Annotated in this window: 21 protein-coding genes; 1 reads left to right on the top strand and 20 read right to left on the bottom strand. The window is 62.9% G+C overall.

The genetic code is table 11. The annotated features are described in order from the left end of the window. Positions 1 to 28 precede the first annotated feature (28 nt). The 8 genes from GVL12_RS09405 to GVL12_RS09370 all read right to left on the bottom strand — a co-directional run bounded on the left by GVL12_RS09405 (position 29) and on the right by GVL12_RS09370 (position 9397). The gene (locus GVL12_RS09405) at positions 29 to 658 is read right to left on the bottom strand and encodes a polymer-forming cytoskeletal protein (protein WP_159913176.1); all 630 of its coding nucleotides are present in this window, start codon (positions 656 to 658) and stop codon (positions 29 to 31) included. Between the two features lie 169 nt (positions 659 to 827). Continuing rightward, positions 828 to 1613 carry an enoyl-CoA hydratase gene (locus tag GVL12_RS09400; RefSeq protein ID WP_159913174.1) on the bottom strand — a complete coding sequence of 262 codons (786 nt, stop codon included), beginning with the start codon at positions 1611 to 1613 and terminating at the stop codon, positions 828 to 830. Between the two features lie 8 nt (positions 1614 to 1621). Beyond that, positions 1622 to 2440: an acyl-CoA thioesterase II gene (locus GVL12_RS09395; RefSeq protein ID WP_200843627.1), complete on the bottom strand. Its 819-nt coding sequence runs from the start codon at positions 2438 to 2440 to the stop codon at positions 1622 to 1624. A 161-nt stretch (positions 2441 to 2601) separates the two neighbouring features. Further along, entirely contained in the window at positions 2602 to 3798 is a 1197-nt protein-coding gene (locus tag GVL12_RS09390; protein WP_159913170.1) for an acetyl-CoA C-acyltransferase, read from the bottom strand. Between the two features lie 150 nt (positions 3799 to 3948). Next, entirely contained in the window at positions 3949 to 6360 is a 2412-nt protein-coding gene (locus tag GVL12_RS09385) for a 3-hydroxyacyl-CoA dehydrogenase/enoyl-CoA hydratase family protein (RefSeq protein WP_159913168.1), read from the bottom strand. 66 nt (positions 6361 to 6426) lie between these two features. Then, positions 6427 to 6861 carry a DUF2147 domain-containing protein gene (locus GVL12_RS09380; RefSeq protein ID WP_159913166.1) on the bottom strand — a complete coding sequence of 145 codons (435 nt, stop codon included), beginning with the start codon at positions 6859 to 6861 and terminating at the stop codon, positions 6427 to 6429. 43 nt (positions 6862 to 6904) lie between these two features. Beyond that, a complete protein-coding gene (locus GVL12_RS09375) occupies positions 6905 to 8701 on the bottom strand; it encodes an acyl-CoA dehydrogenase C-terminal domain-containing protein (RefSeq protein WP_159913164.1) in 1797 nt (598 codons plus the stop codon). Between the two features lie 48 nt (positions 8702 to 8749). Continuing rightward, complete coding sequence (locus GVL12_RS09370; RefSeq protein ID WP_159913162.1) at positions 8750 to 9397, bottom strand: TetR/AcrR family transcriptional regulator; 648 nt, start codon at positions 9395 to 9397, stop codon at positions 8750 to 8752. A 231-nt stretch (positions 9398 to 9628) separates the two neighbouring features. Here GVL12_RS09370 and GVL12_RS09365 point away from each other — a divergent pair, with 231 nt between their 5' ends. Further along, positions 9629 to 11056 (top strand): hypothetical protein, encoded by a 1428-nt coding sequence (locus tag GVL12_RS09365; protein ID WP_159913160.1) that lies wholly within the window; start codon positions 9629 to 9631, stop codon positions 11054 to 11056. A gap of 3 nt (positions 11057 to 11059) precedes the next feature. Here the strand turns inward: GVL12_RS09365 and slmA are convergent, their stop codons facing one another. The 12 genes from slmA to GVL12_RS09305 all read right to left on the bottom strand — a co-directional run bounded on the left by slmA (position 11060) and on the right by GVL12_RS09305 (position 23651). Then, positions 11060 to 11752 carry a nucleoid occlusion factor SlmA gene (gene slmA / locus GVL12_RS09360; RefSeq protein ID WP_159913158.1) on the bottom strand — a complete coding sequence of 231 codons (693 nt, stop codon included), beginning with the start codon at positions 11750 to 11752 and terminating at the stop codon, positions 11060 to 11062. Positions 11753 to 12029: 277 nt separating this feature from the next. Beyond that, entirely contained in the window at positions 12030 to 13466 is a 1437-nt protein-coding gene (locus tag GVL12_RS09355; protein WP_159913156.1) for a sensor histidine kinase, read from the bottom strand. Between the two features lie 28 nt (positions 13467 to 13494). Continuing rightward, a complete protein-coding gene (locus GVL12_RS09350) occupies positions 13495 to 14211 on the bottom strand; it encodes a response regulator transcription factor (protein ID WP_159913154.1) in 717 nt (238 codons plus the stop codon). A 44-nt stretch (positions 14212 to 14255) separates the two neighbouring features. Further along, positions 14256 to 15146 (bottom strand): acetylglutamate kinase, encoded by an 891-nt coding sequence (gene argB, locus GVL12_RS09345; protein ID WP_159913152.1) that lies wholly within the window; start codon positions 15144 to 15146, stop codon positions 14256 to 14258. 106 nt (positions 15147 to 15252) lie between these two features. Continuing rightward, positions 15253 to 16356 carry a glycosyltransferase gene (locus GVL12_RS09340; protein WP_159913150.1) on the bottom strand — a complete coding sequence of 368 codons (1104 nt, stop codon included), beginning with the start codon at positions 16354 to 16356 and terminating at the stop codon, positions 15253 to 15255. Positions 16357 to 16553: 197 nt separating this feature from the next. Next, a complete protein-coding gene (locus GVL12_RS09335; RefSeq protein WP_200843626.1) occupies positions 16554 to 17312 on the bottom strand; it encodes a glycosyltransferase family 2 protein in 759 nt (252 codons plus the stop codon). A 90-nt stretch (positions 17313 to 17402) separates the two neighbouring features. Then, positions 17403 to 18803, bottom strand: a complete 1401-nt coding sequence (locus tag GVL12_RS09330) for a hypothetical protein (RefSeq protein ID WP_159913148.1) — start codon at positions 18801 to 18803, stop codon at positions 17403 to 17405. 181 nt (positions 18804 to 18984) lie between these two features. Beyond that, a complete protein-coding gene (locus tag GVL12_RS09325; protein ID WP_159913146.1) occupies positions 18985 to 20088 on the bottom strand; it encodes a DegT/DnrJ/EryC1/StrS aminotransferase family protein in 1104 nt (367 codons plus the stop codon). Further along, a complete protein-coding gene (locus GVL12_RS09320; RefSeq protein WP_159913144.1) occupies positions 20088 to 20501 on the bottom strand; it encodes an FdtA/QdtA family cupin domain-containing protein in 414 nt (137 codons plus the stop codon). The genes GVL12_RS09325 and GVL12_RS09320 overlap by 1 nt, the downstream gene beginning before the upstream one ends. Before the next feature lie 23 nt (positions 20502 to 20524). Then, positions 20525 to 21253, bottom strand: a complete 729-nt coding sequence (locus GVL12_RS09315; protein ID WP_159913142.1) for a DapH/DapD/GlmU-related protein — start codon at positions 21251 to 21253, stop codon at positions 20525 to 20527. 17 nt (positions 21254 to 21270) lie between these two features. After that, a complete protein-coding gene (locus GVL12_RS09310) occupies positions 21271 to 22791 on the bottom strand; it encodes a DUF563 domain-containing protein (protein ID WP_159913140.1) in 1521 nt (506 codons plus the stop codon). A 137-nt stretch (positions 22792 to 22928) separates the two neighbouring features. Next, a complete protein-coding gene (locus GVL12_RS09305) occupies positions 22929 to 23651 on the bottom strand; it encodes an ABC transporter ATP-binding protein (protein WP_159913138.1) in 723 nt (240 codons plus the stop codon).

Raw genomic sequence — 23651 nt, 5'->3', positions numbered from 1 at the left:
GCTTGCGCTGCCGCGAAACGAACGGCAGTTAAGCGGGCAAACCGGCCGCCACGCGCGGCTGGCTGGCCACCGAGGCCGGGCTGGATGCGGCTGCGGCAGTCGCTGCGGGTTGCGCGCTCGCCGATGCCGTCACCACGCTGCTGCCCGGCGCCGTGGAAATGTTCCTGGGCGAGGAACCAGCCTCGATCTGGCCCGTGAGTTCGCCGCCCTCCTCGATCACCACCTTGCCGTAGCGGATCTTGCCGCTGACCTTGCCCGTGCCGTAGATCACGAGCTTCTGGCGCACGATCAGCGTGCCGTCGAACACGCCACGGATTTCGGCGACGTCGATCTCGGCCGTGCCGTGGAATGCGCCCTGCTCGGCAATCTCGATCACGCGCGAATCCATCGTGGCCTCGACCGTGCCTTCGACCACCAGCGTGTCGCAGTCGGTGATTTCAACGCCCTTGAGCTTGATGTTGGGGCCGACGATCAGCCGGCTGCCGCCTTGGCTTTGCGCGGCCGCGCTGGCGGTGGCTGGCACCGCGCTCGCGCTGCCCTGGCCAGCGGCCGGGCTTGCGCCAAAGCTGCTGCCGGTCGATGCCATGCCAGTGGCGGGGCTGCGGGGGGTGAAGCTGTCGTTCTCACGCTTGCCAAAAAACGGGTTCTGCACGGCCATGGTCTCTCCTTGGAAAGCGTCCATGCTAAACAGCAATGTGGCAACATTCGCCTTCATCTCGCAATAAAAGTAACCAATCCCCTCGATTGATGCATCTGCTTGCAAGCGTTTCCTGATTACACAGCTATGGACGCCAGGCCAACAGGTCAGCCAAGCGAATCTCTGGCCGTCAGACCCGAGAAAAGTCGGGGTGGCGCTTTTCCATGAAGGCCGATACCGCTTCACGCGCCGCGGGCTCGTGCAGCATGCGGCCAAAGCTCTCGCCTTCCTCGGCCATGCGAGTGCGCACCAACGCCGCCTGGCCCGACTTCATCAGCCGCTTGGACTCGACCAGCGCTGCGAGCGGCTTGGCCGCGAGCTTGCGCGCCTGGCGCTGGGCCAGCGCATTGCACTCGCTGGGCGGCACCACGCGGTTGACCAGGCCGACTTCGAGCGCGGCTTCGGCCAGGAACGGCTCGCCCAGCAGCAGCGCTTCGGCCGCGCGGTGGTAGCCCATGAGCTGGGGCAGCAGCAGGCTGGAGCTGAACTCGGGGCACAGGCCCAGGTTCACGAATGGCAGCGAGAAAGCCGCGTTGTCGCCCGCATAGACCAGATCGCAGTGCAGCAGCAAGGTGGTGCCAATGCCCACGGCCGGGCCGCAGACTGCGGCAATCACGGGCTTGGGGAAATCCACGAGCTGGTGCATGAAGCGCATCACCGGCGTTTCGCCGCCGAGGCTGTTGGCGGACGCATTGAGGAAGTCGCCCAGGTCGTTGCCGGCGCTGAAGATCGCCAGGTCGCCCTGGAACACCAGCACGCGCACCGCGGCATCGCCACGCGCCGCGGCCAGTGCATCGGCCATCGCGCCATACATGGCCTGGGTGATCGAGTTCTTCTTCGCGACCCGGTTGAACGTGAGCGTGCAGACACCGTCTTCGGTGTGCACAAGAATATCGGAGGTGGTGGTAACCGTCATGGCGTTGATCATTCCTTGAAATAGACAATCTGGTGGCTGCTCGCGAGCAGGTAGCCGGCCTCGTTCCACAGCTGGGCCGTCTGGTCGAAAAAGCCGTTGCGAAACTCCTGGCCCCGGGCCTGGCCCAGCACATAGCCCGTGCCCGTGGTCTGCAACTGGGCCTGGCTGGCGTGGAAGTAGACCGTGATCGACACCGTGCCCGCGGGCACCTGGCGCGCGCGCCGCAACCAGACGCGCGGAAAGAATACATCGGCCAGTGCGGCGAGCGCGCAGAAATCGAGCGGGCGCGGTGGATCGTCGCGCATCCACAGCTGCGACAGGCTCGGGGCCTGCGCGCCGTCCCAGTCCTTGGGCAAGCCGCCCTGCACCGGCCGCATCTCGTAGCGCGAAAGCCACTCGACGCCAAAGCCCGGCGCGATGCGCTGCAGGTCGCCGGGCGCGGCCACCTCGGGCATGGGCTCGTCGGAGATGCTCCAGGTCTCGCGGCGCACCGCCGTCACCACGGTGGCCGTGGTCGTGACCACGAGTTCGCCTTCGGCATCGGTCTGCAGCACCGACAGCGTCCAGTGCTGGGTCGAGCGGTTGGTGCGCACCGGCGTGACCTGCAGCGTGAACGCCCCGGCCGTGAGCGCGCCCGCGTAGTTCACCGTCAGCGACAGCGGCTCGCCCAGCCGCTGCGGGTGGTCCATCACGGCCTTGACCAAAGTGGCAGCGGTGATGCCGCCAAACGGCCCCACCATATTCCAGTAGCCGGGGCTGGTCTGTCCTTCGTGCTGCCCTGGGGACACAGGCTGCAGCTGCAGCGCCAAATCAAGAGGATGGGTCATGGTCATGGAGCCAGTGTCGATGAACGAAGGGGTGGATGCGGTCGTTTTGGTGACTCTGCGAGCCGCCGCCGGGCCGCCCCGAGGCGGCGCGGGCCCCCCTGGGGGGCAGCGCCCCCCAGCGCGCAGCTACGCGAAGCGAGCAAGCGTGGGGGCGACATATTTCACACCCGTTCAAAGATGCCCGCAGCCCCCTGCCCCATTCCCACGCACATCGTCACCATGCCGTACTTGAGATTGTTGCGACGCAGCGCATGCACCACCGTCGCGGCGCGGATCGCGCCGGTCGCGCCCAGCGGGTGGCCCAGCGCGATCGCGCCGCCCATGGGATTGACCTTGGACGGGTCCAGGCCCAGCGTGTTGATCACCGCCAGAGACTGCGCCGCGAAGGCTTCGTTGAGCTCGAACCAGTCTATGTCCTGCTGGCTCAGGCCCGCGTAGCGCAGCGCCGCGGGAATCGCCTCGATAGGGCCTATGCCCATGATCGCCGGCGGCACGCCCTTGCTCGCAAAGCTCACGAAGCGCGCCAGCGGCGTCAGGCCGTAGCGCTTGATCGCCGACTCGCTGGCCAGGATCAGCGCGCCCGCGCCGTCGCTGGTCTGCGAGCTGTTGCCGGCCGTGACCGAGCCGCGCGCCGCGAACACCGTGCGCAGCCTGGCCAGGCCTTCGAGGCTGGTGTCGGGGCGCGCGCCTTCGTCAAGCGACACCGTGCGCGTGTTGAGCGCAACTTCGCCCGTGGCCAGGTTCAGCGCGCGGTCGGTGACTTCGATGGGCGTGATCTCGTCGGCAAACGCGCCTGCGGCCTGGGCCGCGAGCGCCTTCTGGTGCGAAGCCAGCGCGAACGCGTCCTGCGCTTCGCGGCTGACCTTCCACTGCTGGGCGACCTTCTCGGCCGTCAGGCCCATGCCGTACGCTATGCCCACGTCGCCATCGCGATCGAAGATGCTGGGCGACAGGCTGGGCGCATTGCCCATCATCGGCACCATGCTCATGCTTTCTACGCCAGCGGCAATCATCACATCGGCTTCGCCCACGCGGATGCGGTCGGCGGCCATCTGCACCGCCGACAGGCCCGAAGCGCAGAAGCGGTTGACGGTGATGCCGCCGACGCTGGTCGGCAGGCCGGCCAGCACGGCCGCGATGCGCGCCACGTTCAGGCCCTGCTGGGCTTCGGGAATCGCGCAGCCGCAGACGATGTCCTCGATGCTCGCGGGGTCCAGCCCCGGCACCTGGGCCAGCGCGCTCTTGAGCGCCTGGGCCAGCAGGTCGTCGGGCCGGTAGTTGCGGAAAAAGCCTTTGTGCGAGCGGCCGATGGGCGTGCGCGTCGCGGCGACGATATAGGCGTCCTGGATCTGTTTCATGTCATTCCTTCAACGTATCAGCTATGCATAGCCTTTGAAACCGGCATGGCCCAATTCAGTGGCATCGAGGAAGGGCCGCCCCGCACCGAGGCTGCCGTCCCCCTTGGGGGGAAGCGGGGGCCGGCCATCCGGCGCCAGCCGCTCAGGGGGTCAATTTCGCAGAGGTTTGCCGGTGGACAGCATGCCCAGGATGCGCTCCTGGCTCTTGGGGTGGGCGATCAGCCCGCAGAACGCCTTGCGCTCGAGCTGCATCAGGTATTCCTCGCTGACCAGCGTGCCCGCGTCGACGTCGCCGCCGCAGACCACTTCGGCAATCAGCGTCGCGATGTACTGGTCGTGGTCGCTGATGAAGCCGCCGTCGCGCATGTTGACCAGCGAGCCGCGTATGGTCGCAATGCCGCTGCGCCCGGCGACCGGGAACAGCCGCTTGTGCGGCGCGCGCCAGCCGCCCGCGGCCAGGGCCCGGGCTTCATTGAGCGCGACGAACAGCACTTCGTCCTTGTGCGCGACGACCAGGTCGCTGTCGAGCAGATAGCCGAGCTGGCGCGATTCGAGCGCGCTGGTGCCGACCTTGGCCATGGCTGCGGCTGTGAAGCCTTCCGTGAGGAACGGCAACAGGTCCTTGCCCGTAGACGTGGCCGCATTCTCGGCCGCGCGCCGCGCGATATAGGTCAGGCCGCCCGCGCCCGGCACCAGGCCCACGCCGACTTCGACCAGGCCGATATAGCTTTCCATGTGGGCCACGCGGCGCGCGCAGTGCACGGCCAGCTCGCAGCCCCCGCCCAGCGCCATGCCGTGGATGCCGGCCACCACCGGCACCTGCGCATAGCGCAGGCGCAGCATCAGCTGCTGCAACTCCTGCTCTATGCTTTCCACGGCGTCGGCGCCGCCGACCACGAACGCCGGCATGGTTGCCTGCAGGTCGGCGCCCACGCTGAACGGCGCGTCGCCCGACCAGATGACCATGGCAGCATACTCGGCTTCGGCCAGTTCCAGCGCTTCCATCAGCCCTTCCATCACGGCCGGGCTGATCGCATGCATCTTGTTCTTGATGCTGGCGATCAGCACGCGGTCGTCACCCTCAGCATCCAGCGTCCAGACGCGCAGCGCATCGGTTTCGCTGATGGTCGTGCCCGCGGTCTCGAAGCCCGCGCCTGCCTCGCCCAGCAGGCGCTCGGGAAACAGCTGGCGCGCATAGACCGGCAGCGCGCGGCGCGCGACGAAGGTCTTGCGCGCCGGGCTCCACGAGCCTTCGGCCGTGTGCACGCCGCCGGCCTCGGCCACCGGGCCCTCGAACACCCAGGCCGGCAGCGGCGCGCGGCTCAGCGCCTTGCCCGCGTCTATGTCTTCCTGGACCATCTTCGCGACCTCGAGCCAGCCGGCTTCCTGCCACAGCTCGAACGGCCCCTGGCGCATGCCGAAGCCCCAGCGCATGGCCTGGTCGACGTCGCGCGCGCTCTCGGCAATGCTTTCGAGGTGCACGGCCGCGTAGTGGAAGCTGTTGCGCAGGATGGCCCAGAGAAACTGCCCGGCCGCGCCTTCGGCGTTGCGCAAGAGCTTGAGGCGCTCGGCCGCGGGTTTTTTCAGCATGCGCGCATAGACCTCGTCGGCCTTTTGCCCGCCGGGCACATAGTCTTCGCTCTCCAGCTCGAAGCGCAGGATGTCGCGGCCGACTTTCTTGTAGAAGCCTGCACCCGACTTCTGGCCGAGCTGACCGAGTTCCAACAGCTTTTTGAGCACCGGCGGCGTCGCGTAGCTGTCGTAGAACGGGTCGGTTTCGACAGTCAGGCTGTCCTGCAGCGTCCTGATCACATGGGCCATGGTGTCCAGGCCCACGACATCGGCCGTGCGGAACGTGCCGCTCGAGGCGCGGCCCAGCTTCTTGCCCGTGAGGTCGTCGACCACGTCATAACTCAGGCCGTAGTTCTCGACTTCCTTCATCGTCGCCAGCATGCCGGCAATGCCTATGCGGTTGGCGATGAAGTTCGGCGTGTCCTTGGCGCGCACCACGCCCTTGCCCAGCGTGCTGGTCACGAAGGCTTCGAGCTGATCGACCACGCCGGCGTCGGTGCCGGGCGTGGCGATCAGTTCCACCAGCTGCATGTAGCGCGGCGGATTGAAGAAATGGATGCCGCAAAAGCGCGCGCGCATGGCTTCGGGCAGGGCTTCGCCCAGTTGGGTGATCGACAGGCCCGACGTGTTGCTGGCGACGATGGCGTGCTTGGCGACGAAAGGCGCGATCTTGTGATACAGGTCGGTCTTCCAGTCCATGCGCTCGGCAATGGCTTCGATCACCAGGTCACAGCCCTTGAGCAGCTTCATGTGCTCTTCGTAGTTCGCGGGCTGTATCAGGTCGGCGTCGGCGGCGAGGCCCAGCGGCGACGGCTTGAGCTTCTTGAGGTTGGCAATCGCTTTTTCGGCGATGCCGCTCTTCGAGCCCTCCTTGGCGGGCAGGTCGAACAAGATGACCGGCACCTTGACGTTGACCAGATGGGCGGCGATCTGCGCGCCCATCACTCCGGCGCCGAGCACGGCGACTTTCTTCACAGGAAATCGTGACATCTTGGGTTCCATGTAATGCGCCCGCCCGCAGCGCGGACGGGCCTGAAGCGGGAGGCCTGGCGTGGCTTATTGAACGCGAACCCAGGTCTGGGTACGGCCGAAGGGTCCGATCGAGCCGCGCACGTCGAGCTTGCTGCCGCTGTCGGTCGGGGTCAGGCGCAGCGTGTACGACTTGCCGGTTTCAGGGTCGAGGATCTTGCCGCTCTCCCAGACATCCTTGCCTTCGGCCTTCTTCGCGCCGCGGATGATTTCCAGGCCCACCATGGGCTGGTCCTTGCGTTCGTCGACGCAGGCCGTGCACAGCGCCGCCGGGTCGGCGCCCGCGCGCAGCAGCTTCTCGACCCGCCCGCTGAGCACCCCGCCCTGGTCGGTGATGCGGATCTCCGACTTGGGATCACCGGTCTTGTCGTCGACACTTTTCCACAGGCCCACGGGCGTCATCTGCGCCCAGGCGGGCGCGGTGATTGCCATGCAGACCATGGCGGCAAAAGCTTTGAACATGAGCACCTCCAGGAAGAAAAAGGCAAAAGTCCGAAAGACAAGCTCAGGCCAGCGCGGCGTCGCTGTCCATCAACACCCGGCTGCCCGCGCGCGCGGTGCGCATCAGCGTCGCGGTCTCGGGGAACAGCTTGGCGAAGTAAAAGCGTGCGGTCTGCAGCTTGGCCAGGTAGAACGGGTCGGCATTGCCCTTGGCGATTTCGCGCAGCGCCACCTGGGCCATGCGCGCGAACAGGTAGCCGAACACCAGATGGCCCGCGACGCGCAGGTAGTCGACCGACGCCGCGCCGACTTCGTCGGGGTTTTGCATGCCCTTGAAGCCGATCTCGGTCGTGAACTTGGTCATCTGCTCGCCGAGCACCGCGATCGGGTTGATGAATTCGGCCATCTTCTCGTTGACGCCCTCTTCCTCGACCAGGCGGCCCACGAGCTTGCCGAACTTCTTGAGCGTCGCGCCCTGGTTGCCCAGCACCTTGCGGCCCAGCAGGTCCAGCGCCTGGATGCCGTTCGTGCCTTCATAGATCATGTTGATGCGCGCATCGCGCACGAACTGCTCCATGCCCCATTCCTTGATGAAGCCATGGCCGCCGTAGACCTGCTGGCTCAGGGTGGTCGCGGTCCAGCCGTTGTCGGTCAGGAAGGCCTTGACGATGGGGGTCAGCAGCGCGACGAGTTCTGCGCTGTCCTTGCGCACCTTCTCGTCGGAGTGGTGCAGCTCCTTGTCGATCAGCACCGAGCAGAACGTGGACAGCGCGCGTCCGCCTTCGGCATAGGCCTTGACGGTGAGCAGCATGCGGCGCACATCGGGGTGGACGATGATGGGGTCGGCCGGCTTGTCCTTGGCCTTGGTGCCCGACAGGCTGCGCATCTGCAGGCGGTCCTTGGCATAGGCCAGCGCGTTCTGGAACGCGACTTCGGTCAGGCCCAGCGACTGGTTGCCCACGCCCAGGCGCGCGGCATTCATCATCACGAACATCGCCGCCAGGCCCTTGTTGGGCTGGCCGACCAGCGTGCCCACGGCGCCGTCGAGGTTGAGCTGGGCCGTGGCATTGCCATGGATGCCCATCTTGTGCTCGAGCCCGCCGCAGTAGATCGGGTTGCGCTCGCCCAGGCTGCCGTCGGCGTTGACCAGGAACTTGGGCACGACGAACAGGCTGATGCCCTTGGAGCCGGCCGGCGCATCGGGCAGGCGCGCGAGCACCAGGTGCACGATGTTGCTGGTGAGGTCATGCTCGCCGGCGCTGATGAAGATCTTGTTGCCCGTGAGCTTGTAGCTGCCGTCGGCCTGGGGCTCGGCCTTGGTGCGCAGCAGGCCCAGGTCGGTGCCGCAGTGCGACTCGGTCAGGCACATCGAGCCGGTCCACTCGCCGCTGGTCAGCTTGGGCAGGTACAGCTGCTTTTGCGCGTCGGTGCCATGCGCATGCAGAGCTTCGTAGGCGCCATGCGACAGACCGGGGTACATGGTCCAGGCCTGGTTGGCGCTGTTGAGCATTTCATACAGGCACTGGTTGACGACGAACGGCAGGCCCTGGCCGCCATAGTCGGGATCACAGCTCAGCGACGCCCAGCCGCCTTCGACATATTGGGCATAAGCCTGCTTGAAGCCCTGGGGCGTGGTGACCGCATGGCTGTCGCGATCCAGCGTGCAGCCCTCTTCGTCGCCGCTGATGTTCAGCGGAAAGATCACATCGCTGGCGAACTTGCCCGCCTCTTCGAGTACCGCATTGATGGTGTCGGCATCGACCTCGGCATGCCGGGGCATGGCCTTGAACTCCTGCGTGACATCGAACACTTCGTGCAACAGGAACTGCATGTCACGCAGAGGCGGTTGGTAGCTGGGCATGTGTCGTCTCCTTTGATGGATGGTGATGTGATCGGACCGAGGCGCGCATCAGTTGCTGCAGCGCGCCAGAATATTCTCGAAACCCTGGCGGGCGCGCTGCAGCGCACCCTGCGCGCGCAGGAAGCGGGCTTCGTAGTGCAATGCCAGAATGAGCCCATGGACTTCAAAAAGCAATTGGGCTTCATCCGCATCTGCACGTAAGTCACCATGCTCCCGGCACTGCACGATGGTGCGGCGCATGGCCGCGTGCCAGGTGTGAACGGAGTCGGCAAGCGCCTCGCGCACCGGGCCGCTGCGGTCATCGAATTCGACCGCGCCGCTGATGTAGATGCAGCCCGAGTCGATCTCGACCGACGTGCGCTTCATCCACAGGTCGAACAGCGCGCGCAGGCGCGGCAGGCCGCGCGGCGCCTGCATCGCGGGGAAGAACACTTCCTGCTCGAAGCGGACGTGGTATTCGCGGATCACGGAAATCTGCAGTTCCTCGCGCGAGCCGAAGTGGGCAAAGACGCCCGACTTGCTCATGCCCGTGGCCGCGGCCAGCGCGCCTATCGACAGGCCCTCGAGCCCGGCCTGCGACGCCAGGTGCAGCGCCGCATCGAGGATATGGGCCTTGGTTTGCTGGCCCTTGTGCATCCCGCGGACTTCGCTGCGCGCGCTGAGTGGGCTGTCCGACAAGGAGGAAGAAGAAGGCATGGCAAGAAAATAAAACGAACGTTCGTACTATTTTGCACCACAATCGCCTGTCCTCGCTGCGCCACGCGGGTAAACACCTAGCTTCCACGGCCGCCCCCCGTAGCGTCCATGGCCGGCATCCGGCGATGCCGACCGCAGCGGCAAGGGCAAGGCCGGCGCCCCTCCCGGCGCATGCTGAAATATTTTCACCACCATCCGGTGCACCGCCCCATGGGGCATGAAAGGAATGCCATGAGCCGCCATTTCCCTTTTGCCACCCTGACCCTGGCGCTGAGTCTCAGCGCCAGCGCCTGGGGCCAATGGAGCACCGACCCGCAGAAAAACACCCCGGTCGCCAACGTCCCGGGCGCGGCCCAGGTCCAGCCGCAGATTGCGGCCACGGCCGACGGACATTGGTGGATCAGCTGGTTCAGCTTGATTCCACAAGGCAGCGCTCCCCAGGGATACGACGTCTTTTTGCAACGCCTGGGCCCGGACGGCAGCGAGCGGTATCCGCACCAGGGCCTGCAGATAGCCAACCTCGGCGTCGGCTGGACCGAGGACTACGGCCTTGCGACCGACCCCCAGGGCAATGCCGTGCTGACCTTCCAGGACGACCGGGCCCACCCGCCGGCACGCGCCATCGCCGCGACCAAGATCGACCCCGCGGGCCAGCCGCTGTGGCAGACGCTGACCGCCCCTTCGGGCCATGCGCCGCATGTCTCCATCCTGCCCGATGGACACTCGGTCATAGGCTGGAGCACGGACACGGAAAACAGCGTGCGCCTGCGCAAGCTCGATCCCCTGGGCCAGCCGGTCTGGAAATCCGCCGACGGCGCTGCACTGGATTTTGTGCTCGTCGAGCCCGGCTACAGCTACCGCCTGGCCGACCTGCAAACCACGGGCGATGGCAGCGTGATCGTGTCCTTCATCCGCAACCGCGGCATCTCGGGTGCCAAGCACCTGTATGCGAACAAGATCTCGCCCAGCGGCCAACTGCTCTGGGGGCCGGCGCATGTGAAGATCTTCGACGCGGGCTCGCTGCAGCAAGGGAATTTCCCGCACTTCGTGCTCGACGGCCAGGGCGGCGCGGTGTTCGCCTGGTACAGCATAGACCCGCAGATACAGGTCTATGCCCAGCATATCCAGGCCAATGGCAGCCCGGCTTTTGCCGCCAACGGCGTGCCGGTGTCGACCAACCTGCAGCAGGCACGCACCTCGCCCTCGCTGACCTACCAGCCGTCCACGGGCGAGATCACGCTGTTCTGGACCGAGCTCGACAGTGCGCTGGAGCAGCACCGGCGTGGCCTGTATGCGCAGAAGTTCGATGCGCGCGGCGCGCGCCAATGGGGAGAAACCGGCCGCACTGTCCTGCCGCTGGCGCGCCACGACATCGCCCATCTGCACAGTGTCGCGGTCACCGATGGAACGCTGGCTTTCTGGGTGCAGTCCTCCGCGGGCGGGCACGACACCATCCAGGCAATCAAGCTCGATGCCACGGGCGCCGCGCGGTGCCCGCAGTTCGCGGTCTCGACCCGGCCGTCGGCCAAGTCGCGGCTGGTCAGCGGCGCATCGGCGTCAGGCCAGACACTGATCGCCTGGGAAGACCAGGCCCAGAACCAGGGCGCCGACATCTATCTGCAAAGCGTGAGCGCCGACTGCCGGCTGGGCGCACGCTGAGCGTCAAAGCATCAGCGCCAGGCTCTCTTCGAGGTGCTCGGTCGGCAGGCGGCGAAAACCGGAGCGCGAAAAGCGCTGCAGCCGGCCGAGCGCAAACGAGGTCAGCACGCTGGCCGCGACCTGGGCGTCCACCGTGGGCTTGGCCGAGCCGCGCGCATCGGCCACGGGGCGCAGGCATTGGCGCAGCGTCGATTCGATGCGATCGAAGAACTGGTTCATGCGCTGCTGCAGGCGTTCATGCTCGAACACCAGCGCATCGCCGACCATCACGCGCGCCATGCCCGGATTGCGCTCGCCGAACTGCAGCACCAGCGCGATGACGCGTGCGGCCTGGCGCGCGCCGTCGATGCCCGGCTGGTCCGGGTCGGCCACGTCGCGGCCGACGATCTGCTGCACCAGCGTGAACACCGACTGCTCGACGAACTCGATCAGGCCCTCGAACATCTGCGCCTTGCTGGCGAAATGCCGGTACAGCGCGGCTTCGCTCACCAGCAGGTGGGCGGCGAGCGAAGCGGTGGTGATGCGTTCGGCCCCGGGCTTCTCCAGCATGGTCGCCAGCGCTTGCAGAATCTGCTCGCGCCGCTCGCCCGGCTTGGGGCGCTTGCGGGGGGCGGGCGCTGCAGCAGCGGCGGCATCGCTGTCGCCAACAACGGCGGCAGAGAGAAAAGAGGAGGACAGGACTTCAGACTCAGACATAGGCGATCAGGAATTTGTAAATAATTCTCTCACAGCCACCCGCTCCCATGTCCTACTGTTTTCAACCTGAATGGACTTGACAAAACTCAACGCACCCCCTGAGCCGCTTCGCGGCCTCCCCCTCTCAACCTTCGGTGGAGGGGGCGCCCGGCCAGGGACGGCAGCATCGCTGCGGGGCGGCCCTTGCTCGCTGCCACTGGCCTGGAACACGCCCAATTCGCAAGTTTCACCTAAATCTTGAGTCTTGAGTTTGTCGGAGGCTCAAGGGGCCCGCGACTCAAGCCGCGGCATCGGGCTCGGGCGGAAAGACCAGCAGCACGCGCAGGCCCAGGCCGCCGGCGCCTTCGCCCAGTACCAGGCGGGCCTGGTGCAGCTGGGCGATCTCGTCGGCAATCGCCAGCCCCAGGCCCGAGCCTTCGCCGGGCGCGCCGGGCAGGCGATAGAAACGCTGCACGATGCGCTCGCGCTCCGCTTCGGGCACGCCAGGGCCGTCGTCTTCGACCTCGAGGAATGCGCCGTCCGGGCGCGACCCGCTGCGCAAGGTCACGCGGCCGCCTTCGGGGTTGTACTTGAGCGCGTTGTCCACGAGGTTGCTCAGCAGCTCGCGCAGCAGCCAGGCATGGCCCCAGACGCTGGCCGCAGCGACTTCGAGACCGAAGTCGATGTTCTTCGCCGCGGCCTGTTCGAAGAAGGCTTCTAGCAGGCTCTCGCAGAGGTCCTTGAGGTCCACGCGCTGCAGCGGCTGGGACTGGGCGTGGCGCGCGTCGGCGCGCGACAGGGCCAGCAACTGGCGTGCGAGCTGCGAAGTGCGGCGCGTGGCATCGCGCAACTGGTGGATCTGCGTTGCACTGAGCACCAGCGTGCGCTCCAGCGGATGGTCCGTTGACTGCGCTGGTGCATCCGCGGGCGCGGGCGCGGACTGCACCATCAGCGCCCAGGCTTCGACCTGGGCCTGCAAGGCCGCAAGCGGTGTGCGCAGCTGGTGCGCGGCATCGGCGACAAACCGCCGCTGCTCCTGGGCCTGGGCATCGACCAGCGCGAACAGCCGGTTGAGCGAATGCACCAGCGGCCGCACTTCATCGGGCGAGGCGGCTTCGTCGATGGGGCTCAGATCGCGCGGCGAGCGGCGCTCGACCGCACCGGCGAGCACCACCAGCGGCTCGAACGCCTGGCGCACCGACCAGTAGATCGCCAGCCCGGCCGCCGCGATCAACAACACGTTGGGCAGCAGCACGCGCAGCAGCAGTTGCTGCGCCCATTGCTGGCGCGCGTCCGAGCCGTCGGCCAGCGCCACCACCATCTCGCCCGCACCCGCCGTCTCGATGCGCAACACGGCGACGCGGTACATGATGCCGGCGAACTCCTGGCTGTGGAATTCCGCGACCCGCGTGCTCGGCACTTCGACGCGTATCCAGGTGTCGCCCGCGAGCACCCGGCCCTTGAGGTCGGCGATCGCATAGCCGGCCTCGTTCTGGCGCTGGCGCAGAAACTCCTCCACGGTCGGCGGCAGCATCAATACGGGCGGGGATTGGCCGTCGAGCGACGGCGCGAGCACGGCCTCGGCCAGTGCGGGCAGAAAGCGCATCAGCCGCTGGTCGTGCTGGCCCGCGGCGGCTTCGGCCGAGCGGTAGGCAAACCACGAGCCCATCAAGGCCAGCACGCTCAACGGCAGCACCAGCAGCAGCAGCAGCCGAAAGCGCAGATTGGACGTCATGGCTCAGCGTGGGGCCGACGCCGCGGCGTCAGGCGCTGCCTGCCACCAGCTCCAGCCGGTAGCCGAAACCACGGATGGAGCGCAATGCCACACCATACGGCTCGATCTTGCCGCGCAGCCGCGAGGCATAGACTTCGACGGCGTTCGGCGTGATTTCCTTGTCCCAGCCGGTGAGGGCCTGCAGCAGCTTGTCCTTGCTCGCAGGCTTGGGCGCATGGATCAGCAGGTATTCGAGCACCGTCCACTCGCGCGGCCCGAGGTCGATGGGCTGCAGATGGCTGCCTTCGGCGGAATCATCGGCCACGCGCACGCCCACGCAGCGCGCGGCAGTGTCGAGCTCGAGCGGGCCGAACGTCAGCAGCGCCGAGGTCGCGGCCTGGGAGCGGCGTGCAAGCGCGCGCAGTCGCGCGAGCAGCTCGGGCAGCTCGAAGGGCTTGACCATGTAGTCGTCCGCCCCCATGTCGAGCCCCTGCACGCGGTCGAGCAGCGCATCGCGCGCGGTCAGGATCAGGATCGGCATCGCGGCGCTGTCCATGCTGCTGCGGCGCAGGCGCTGGGTCAGCTCCAGGCCGCTCAGGCCCGGCAGGCCGATATCGATCACCGCCAGGTCGAACGATTCACTCGCCAGCACTTCGAGCGCGCGCTCGGCGCTGCCGACCCAGTCGACCGCATAGCCGGCATCGCTCAGGCCCAGCTTGACGCCACTGGCCACCATCACATCGTCTTCCACCAGCAGCAGGCGCATGTCGAATCTTCCAGTGCATGGCCCCTGGGGGGCCCTGGCCACGTTCAGTGGCTGCGGATCATCGTGCCGTAGGCCTGGTCCGTGAGAATTTCAAGCAGCATCGCATGCGGCACGCGGCCGTCGATGATGTGCACCGCATTCACGCCGGCCTTGGCCGCGTCGAGCGCGCCCGCGATCTTGGGCAGCATGCCGCCCGAGATCGTGCCATCGGCAAACAGTGCATCGATTTCACGCGCCGTGAGATCGGTCAGCAGTTGGCCGGCCTTGTCCAGCACGCCGGGCGTATTGGTCAACAGCATCAGCTTCTCGGCCTGCAGCACCGTCGCCAACTTGCTCGCGACCACGTCGGCATTGATGTTGTAGCTCTCGTTGTCTTCGCCAAAGCCGATCGGGCTGATCACCGGAATGAAGGCATCGTCCTGCAGCGCACGCACCACGCTCGGGTCGATCGCCACGATGTCGCCGACCTGGCCCAGGTCGTGCTCGATGCTCGGGTTCTTGTTGTCGGCCAGCTTGAGCTTTTGCGCGCGAATCAGGCCACCGTCGCGGCCCGTGAGACCCACGGCCTTGCCCCCCGCCTGGTTGATCAGGCCGACGATGTCCTGCTGCACTTCTCCGGCCAGCACCCATTCGACCACTTCCATGGTCTCGGCGTCCGTGACGCGCATGCCCTGGATGAACTCGCCCTTCTTGCCCAGACGGTTGAGTGCGGTTTCAATCTGCGGCCCGCCGCCGTGCACCACCACGGGATTCATCCCCACGAGCTTGAGCAACACCACATCCTCGGCAAAGTCGGCCTGCAGGGCCGGATCGGTCATGGCGTTGCCGCCATACTTGATCACGATGGTCTTGCCATGGAACTTGCGGATGTAGGGCAGCGCCTGGGCGAGGATTTCGGCTTTGTCGCGCGGGGCAATGGAGAGGATATCGTTCATGGTGCAGGCCGTGGGGCAGGGAAGTAATCAACAACAAGCGGGGCATTGTGCCGCAACTGCAGTGCCGCAGTGCGCTCTGGGGCGCCCCCGGGACGGTAAAAGCGGCTCACTTCTGCAGCCAGCCCGGCAACTTGAAGCGCACGATCGCCAGATAGGCGCAGACATAGCTGATCATAAACAGACCGCAAAAAGCCATCAGCACCGGCGTATTGCGCCAGAACAACATGGCCGGCAGCACCGTGAGCAACGTAAAGGCCCAGAGATAGGGTGAGGTGCGGTTGTTGCGCATCAGCATCTGCCGGGATTCATCATCGTGGAAGACTCCCCAGACGATACGCCTGTAGACCAACTGGTGGAAGTGCAGCGCATCGGCCATGCCTGGCGAGTCGCCGCGCGCGAGCTTGCGGTACATCGAGAAAACCGTCTCCCAGACCGGGTAGATCAGCAGCAGCATGGGAAACCACGGCGAGACCAGCGCATGACGCTGCACCAGCAGGATGCTCGAAAAAGCGATAACCACCCCCCAGATATAGGCGCCGCCGTCGCCGGCGAACAGCATGCCGCGCGGATAGTTCCACACCAGAAAGCCGCCCGTGGCCGCGGCCGTGCTCAGCAGCAGCGCGGCCAGCGCACGGTCGCCTACCTGCAGTGCCACATGGGCCAGCGCCAGGCAGATGACCACCGCGACCATGCCCGCGAGCCCGTTGTAGCCATCGATGATGTTGAACGCATGCGGCAGCCCGGCGATGGCCACCAGCGCGATGCCCATGCCTATCCAGGGTGCCCAGACCAGCAGCGCGTCGATCCAGGGCAGGCCCAGGCGCGGCACGCCCAGATCGAGCAGCCAGATGCCCAGAACGCCCGTCAGGCCCGTGAGCAGCAGCCGATAGCGCACCGACAGGCGCTGGGTCAGGTCTTCGGCGAGGCCGCCGAGGACCGCAGGCAGGATGGCCAGCATGAACCAGCCGACCCAGATATTCATGCGCAACGCGGACGGGTCGCCGAAGAAAGCCGTCGAGACCAGGCCCGCGCTCCAGCTCAGCAACAAGGCAATCAGCACGGCCAGGCCGCCGATGCGCGGCACATCGCCGCGGTGAAAACGCTGGGGCATGTCTTCGCCATAGACCACATGGTGGCTGCGTGACCAGCGCACGATAAGACCCGCACAGACCAGGGCCGTTAAGAAAGACAGGATGGATAACCAGACCATTCAATTTCGATTCAGTGCGCCTATGACGCCAAAAGAACAATATATGCCAGCCCCCATGAAAATCTCGGGAGCCACAGGCGCGTTATATGAAAATCAGTGTCGCCGAAGGAGCGAAAGGATGCGCCGGCCAGCACCCCGGGATTTACGCGACCAACCACCGGTATTTACCTGGATGGCCCCTTGGGGCGGAGCGTGAGTCAAGCGCGGGCGTACAAGGTCTTCTTGTATGCCTTGTATGCCGGCGATGCCCACAAGCGCAACAAACTGCCCACATGCCATCGCAAATGGCTCCATTTACGATGGCTGGCCCGGCTCCCGGAGTGGAGCAAGGTGCATGGTGCTTTTTCCAGCGTGAACCCCGCCAGGCGGATCCGCAGGCACAGATCGACATCCTCGCAATACATATGGTAGGAAGTATCAAAGCCCCGTACCGCCTGCCATAGCCTGCGGGGAAACATCAGGCAGGCCGCGTTGACCCAATCCACCCGTGCTTCCGGCTGGCCCAACACCCTGCGCCGCAGCAACGCAAGTGGCGTCGGCAGCGCCCTCTCGCTGTCCTGGATTCTGCCTTGCTCGTCCACCTGGATCGGGTAGGCGCAGGCCTCATTTCCATCCTTTGCAGCGTGCATCAATGCGGCAAACGGATCTGCCCCCTGAAGACCAACATCTGGATTCAACACGCAAAGGAAGTCTTCGGTAGCCCCCAGCAGGGCTGCATTGTGGTTTGCACCAAACCCCAGCGGGTGTGCATTGCAGCGCAGTTCAAGAAGAAACGGCCACTCTCCGTCGAAGGAGCACACAGGCTGCTCGGGAATATTGATGGTCAGGACGACCCGCGTGACCACGCCGGCGCTGGCCTGCGCAATTTCCTGCAACAAGGACCGCACCATCTTCCCGTGCCCGTGGCTGACCACAGAAACCACCAGGGAAGAATTCACACCGACGCGGGAGCTCATAGCATTCCATGGAACTGCATGCCCAAGACATGCATATCCCTGCCAACCGGAAAGAGCAGCGAGGCCATTTTATTCATCCTATATTTCAATTCAGCGAAACCGGCTCAAGAATGCTTTCACCGCACGAAAGCAGCGCAAGCCCCTGCGCTTCAATACGCCCGAAAAAGTAAACTGCGCGGACCGCAACAAGGCTGCGTCCAATTCGTCGGATGGCCTGGGCATTGGCTGGGGCGGAAATCCCGACTCATTGACGCCGAATTGCAGCGCCTTCATCAGACTTTCAGGCGAATGGTATTTTTCGTAGTGCAGTCGCGCCTGACACCCCAGCTGGCGCAACGTGACAGTGTCGTTTGCGGACAGGAAGGTCATCAACTGGTCAGGCGTGGACCAGACGCAGCTGCCCACAGGCAACATGTCCACCGCGCCCAGGAATCTTTTGCCCGAGTGGTCGTGTCCTGCAATCGCCACACCCGCGGCCATGGCCTCCACGGCCGTACGGGCGCCAGCGTAGGGAAAGGATGCCAGATAAAGATCCACTTGGCGCTCCTGCAAGAAGCGGGCAACGCTGGGCACATAGGGAATGAACTCCAGAGCACTGGACGGTACCTGCCTCCTGGCCAGGGCGCGTCTGATCTTCCTGCGATAAAGCCAGCTCAGGCGCCCGACATGAAGGTGCTTTCCGCCCGTCTTCGCCAGAACATCAGCGATCACATCGGCGTAATCGGGCCAGTACGCATGCTCTATCTTGTTCTTCCCGGCCGCAGTGCATGACACGATTTCCGCGGATGGCGCGCCCCGGGCTTTCGCAGAATCCAGCCCGGGATCCGCAACGATCAGGGGCAGGTATTGGTTTTCCTTGTGATGCAAGACATCACGACAGTTCCAGAAGCCCATGGAATGCAGGTCATAGTGCTCGCCAAAGGAAAGGAACACACCCAGGCAGAGATGGTGATCGCCATGGTGCAAGTATTTGAGGGCATAGCCCTGACCAGGCTGGACCGCCGATACGGCCACGCTGTCCTGGTGGTGATTGGCCAGCCATACCGTCTCTGGATTGATTGCCTGCAGACAGGCCTGTAGCCACTGAAGCTTGCCCAAACGGCTGCCCGCGGGCACGCAGATGAATTCCAGCCCGGGCGCAGCCCTGAACGCATGCTGGATCGCAGAGAGATCCGTAGCCCCCACCACGCCCGTGATGACAATGGTGACCGGGCCTTGCATGCGGCATGCGATATCCGCCAAAACAGCGGTATGGCCGCCAGACGCCTGCAGTCTGCTCGCGATGAAAACGGCACCTCCACGATCGCGATAGCTTCCTGCATCAGGATGCGCTGTGCATCCGCGCAAGGACAAACGCCCTATCTGCTCGCAGGCCGAGTCCAGGAACGGGTCACCGAAGATTTGCGCCGTATTCAGTGGCTCGCAAAAAACGCGCTCCACTATATTCTCAATATAGAGGAGCGCAGCCTCCAGCTCATCGGCTTTGATCAAGCGTTCAATTTCATGACGGAAATTGCGACTGTTCTCTGACCTTGAAAAAATCACCTCAGCACCTCATCCATGGACAGCCACGAAAACCAGCCATTTTCAAAAAAACAATGAAGCGCTGACCACGCCATTCACCCACCATCAGCCCATGGTGCTTTCAGCCAGAGACAGGCACAACCCTGGATCATTCACCCCGCGCGAAAAATTCTTTCACGGAGTCAATCACCTCTTGTACTTCGGCATCCGTCAAATCCGGCGACATGGGCAAGCTCAGCACCTGCCCGGCAAGCTGCTCAGCCACGGGCAACGATGTCTGAGAATACTCCGCATAGCAGCCCTGCAGGTGCGGCGGCTTGGGATAATGGATCACGGTGCCAATGCCTCGCGAGGCCAGATACTGGTGCAATGCATCACGCTGGGCGGTGACGACCACGTACAGATGCCAGACATCACCGCCCCACGGCGATCCCTGCGGCAGCGTCAAACCTGTGCCCTGCAATGCCTCGGTGTATTTTTTGGCGACAAGCTGCCGTTTCTGGTTCCATGCGTCCAGAACCCTGAGCTTTTCACGCAGAAAAGCAGCCTGCAGTTCATCCAAGCGGGTGTTATAGCCCGCCTCGGTATGCTCATACTTGACGGTCGAGCCGTAGTTCCGCAGCTTGCGGACCTTGGCCGCAATCTCCGCATCATTTGTCAGCACGGCCCCGGCATCGCCCATCGCGCCCAGGTTCTTGCCTGGGTAGAAGCTCGTGCCTGCGGCATGGCCCAAGCCACCGGCCTTGCGGCCCTTGTACAGCGCGCCCTGGGATTGGGCCGCATCTTCAATCACGACCAGTCCGAAGCGTGCAGCAATCTCCATGATGGGGTCCATGTCGGCGACCTGCCCATACAGGTGCACCGGCATGATCGCACGCGTGCGGGGCGTGATGGCCTTTTCAATCCGGGCCGGATCCATGTTGTGGCTGACGGGATCAGGCTCGACAGGGACAGGCTTGGCGCCGCATTGGGACACCGCCAGCCAGGTAGCGATGAACGTGTTGGACGGCACGATGACTTCATCACCCGCCCCGATGCCGTAGGCGCGCAAGAGCAAGGTCAGGGCATCCAGCCCGTTGCCGACACCAACGCAATGGCTCACATTGGAGTAGGCGGCGAATTCCTTTTCAAAGTGGTCGACCTCCGACCCCATGATGTATGTACCGGAATCCATGACGCGCTTGTAAGCAGCATCCATTCCAGCACGGAGTTCGGAATTCAAACGACCCAGATTAAGAAAAGAAACCGCCATCACACACCTTTTTTACAGCCGACAAGAAAATCCGAGTAGTCTCGGTAGTAGTCTTCTTCATCATACTTCTCGGAAGCCACCACCATGCAGACAGCGCCAGAAGAAAAGTTTTTCAACTCCCGCCAGATCATGGGACAGATATACAAGCCTTGATAGCTTCTATTCAGCTGAAAAACCTTCTTCTCTCCACCGTCATCCAGGTGGACATCAAATGAACCAGAAATCGCAATAATCAACTGGTGCAGCGCCTTGTGCGCATGCCCCCCGCGCTCGGCGCCACCGGGCACATCATAAAGATAATAAACCCGCTGAATATCAAACGGGATATGCGTCGACCCTTCAATGAAAGTCAAATTACCTCTAGGGTCTTGTACCCTAGGCAAATCCACAACACTACAGTTCGCAATAGGCATATTTACCCCTAGAAACAAAATAATCAGGTATCGCTATTCACCGTCTTACGCACAAAACGCGCCGGTGTGCCTGCCACCAAGGTCTGGGCTGCGACATTCTTTGTGACAACCGCACCGGCAGCAACAGTTGCGCCCTGACCGATCACGACACCCGGCAGCAACGACGCGCCCAGTCCAATGACTGCATCGTCCTCGATCACCGGCCCCACCACATGCTCCGCATAACCTGCGCGGACCAAATTGTCATTCGCAGTGCCCACCAGCACGCTGATGAACACATTGCGGCCGATGACTGCGTTGCCAGTGATATGTGTGTTATCCATGATTTTGGTTCCATCGCCCACGCTGGTGTTGTAGTTGATGGTCACATAACGACTCACGATGCACGATGCACCAATCTTGCACTTTTCACGAACCGAAGCACCATCGCCAATCAATGTGCCGGCGCCAATGACGACGTCATAAAAAATGACGGCATGGGGCCCGATCGAAGACCCGGCACCGACGAGCAGCCTCTTCTCGAACTCAGGTTTTCTCGCCAAGGCTCCGGCGCCTTTGGGTTCCTTGCCCAGAAATGCCCCCGGAAAAACCTCGACGCCATCTTCCAGACGAACGCCATCAGCGATAACAACGTGGGGGTGAATGACGCAGTTATTACCGATGACTGCATCTCCAATAACGCAAAACGGCGCAATGGAGACGCCAGCGCCCACAACTGCATTGGGCGATACGATCGCAGTAGAATGAATCATCAAGACTCCAAATCTTATTAATAGTTGATGGCGAAAACAACATCATCCACGTCGACCACAAAATCCGCATGAACTCCCTGGTTTTTCTCGCCAACCACGGGCCCCAGCACATAACGGATATTATTCCCCATCGCAGATGCCATATTTCTCCAGTAGCCAAAGCTGTGCTCTTTGTGTGAAGAAATACAGATGATCAAGCGGCATGCAGGCTGGCAGAAAACAAGATTTGCCATGGCTGCCCCCGTGGCACCGACCACACACTCGGCATTCGAGAACAAATGGTATTGCTGTGAAAAGCTAAGCTTTTCAGGATATATCGAAGAAAAACCCAACTCCTGCAGCTTCAAAGCCAGCGCTTCCTCATTCTTCATCGATCGCGCACCCGAGCTTCGGCGCAGCATGATCTTTCGAGGGTAATCGCCATCTGCGGGCCCCATCAATGCGGACAACTCCGCCCTCATGGACTTCAACGCCGACGGACTGAAGACGCCATGTGAATAAACGCCCTCCTTGGCTGGCCGCCGATCGAATGGGATATAGCCTGTGGCCCCCACCACATACAGCTTCTTGACCTGGATGCTCTCCCCCCTTTTGAGCTCGACCAGCGGATGGGCTCCCGCAAGCAAGCGGGCGGAGAAAAGAATATTCGCATGCAAACCCGCATCGACAATGAACGGGATACTCTCATCCATTCCGGACTTCGCACCAACATGAATTCTAGGCAGCACTTCCGTCAGCCAATGCGCATAGTTTGGCGAGCATGCGTCGGTAAAAACCGCAGCAGCCTCCAGGACAGCGCCTGGTTCAGACTTCCCAAACTTCCTGATGATTTTTCTCCGAGGAAAAATGGCAAATCGTCCATGCAACTCTTCCGAAGTGTAGTCATAGGTCAGTTGGTATAGATCATGGTGCAGCACTGCCTCATGCGTCTCAACAAAATTGCTCAGGCCTTCCACCGTGGCATTCACGATTTCCACGGCAGTGATGGCAGGAAAAATATAGCTGTCAGCGACCAGGCCTACTTCATCACCCAGGGATGGAGGAAAGACAATCGGTGCGCCAGTGAGCACCTCTTCTTTCGAAAACAGCTCTGCGGACGGTTTGATCCTTTTTTCCGCTGCGGCATCCCTGATTGCCAGAAGAGCGAGTTCGCGACTTCCTCCGAAAAGCATGAACATTTTTCGGAATTCAAACGACAACAGCTTTGTCCTGATATGCCGAGGAATAGTCCTGCGCGCCAATGGCTTCACCAGCTTGACAATGAAAAAGTCAAAAACCGGCGCGACTTTTTCAGATGTGAAATCCGAGAAATTTCGCAAAGCAGAGCGCGGTCGTTCTGGAACAAAATTATCCAGAAAATAAGAGCCATCCCATGAAAAACAAAAAAAGCTCATCTTCCGGAAAAAATTCGCAAAGGCCCGCTTGACCGGATAGACAACTTTCCACCGGACAGTCCAAACCGTCTTGCCCGCCAACAACCTCAAGAGACGGACAAAATAGAATTGTTTTAAATATTTTTTATAGAAATTTACAAACATCAAAATCAATATCCAGAATGTCCATCAACCCTCAAGTGCTGCACCACTGCCAGACAGCAAGGGCTACTTTATTTTCAATAATCAAACCAATCCATCAAACAGATCCAAAAGTTCAATCACCGATCAATATCAAGACTTCACCCGAAATCCTCGCGCGAGATTTCGTCCACGGCACCATGATGGACTCTGAAGAAGCGGTTGCAATAGTTTTTCACCAACTCATTATTGTGCGATGCAAAGACAAAGATACCCACGGACTCAATCAACTCTTCCATCCGCTTCTTGGCTTTATCCTGGAAATCAGCATCTCCGGTGCCAAAAATCTCATCCACCAGCAAGATGTCTGGCCGCGTTGATGTGGTCACGGCAAACATCAACCTAGTTGCCATGCCGGACGAATAGGTTCGAACCGGCAATTTCAAGAAATCCCCCAACTGGGTGAATTCTTCGATATCTCCTGTGCGTTCCTTTATTTCCCGCATATTCGCACCCATCAGAACGCTCATGCGAATGATGTTTTCATAGCCTGAGAGTTCCGGATCCATTCCGGCACCCAACTCCAGGACCGTCGCCACGCGGCCCTGCCGGACGACTTTTCCTGCAGTCGGCGCATAGACACCTGCCATGGTGCGCAGCATGGTGCTCTTACCCGCACCGTTGTGCCCGATGAGCGCTACCGCATCCCCCTCCTTCAAGGAAAATGAAACGTCTTTCAGCGCAGTCACGATGCTCACGTGACCGGCCTCGCTTTCGATGCGCCCACCTGTTCCAATTCTCACCAACTGATTTCTCAGCGACAAGCTGCGAGTGTTGTAGACGGGATATTGAACCGTCACATTATTGAATTCTAGCTTTGTCAT

This window comes from Pantoea sp. 18069 (assembly GCF_902706035.1).
GTDB lineage: Bacteria > Pseudomonadota > Gammaproteobacteria > Burkholderiales > Burkholderiaceae_C > Comamonas.
This window is presented reverse-complemented; position numbering and strand designations above follow the sequence as displayed.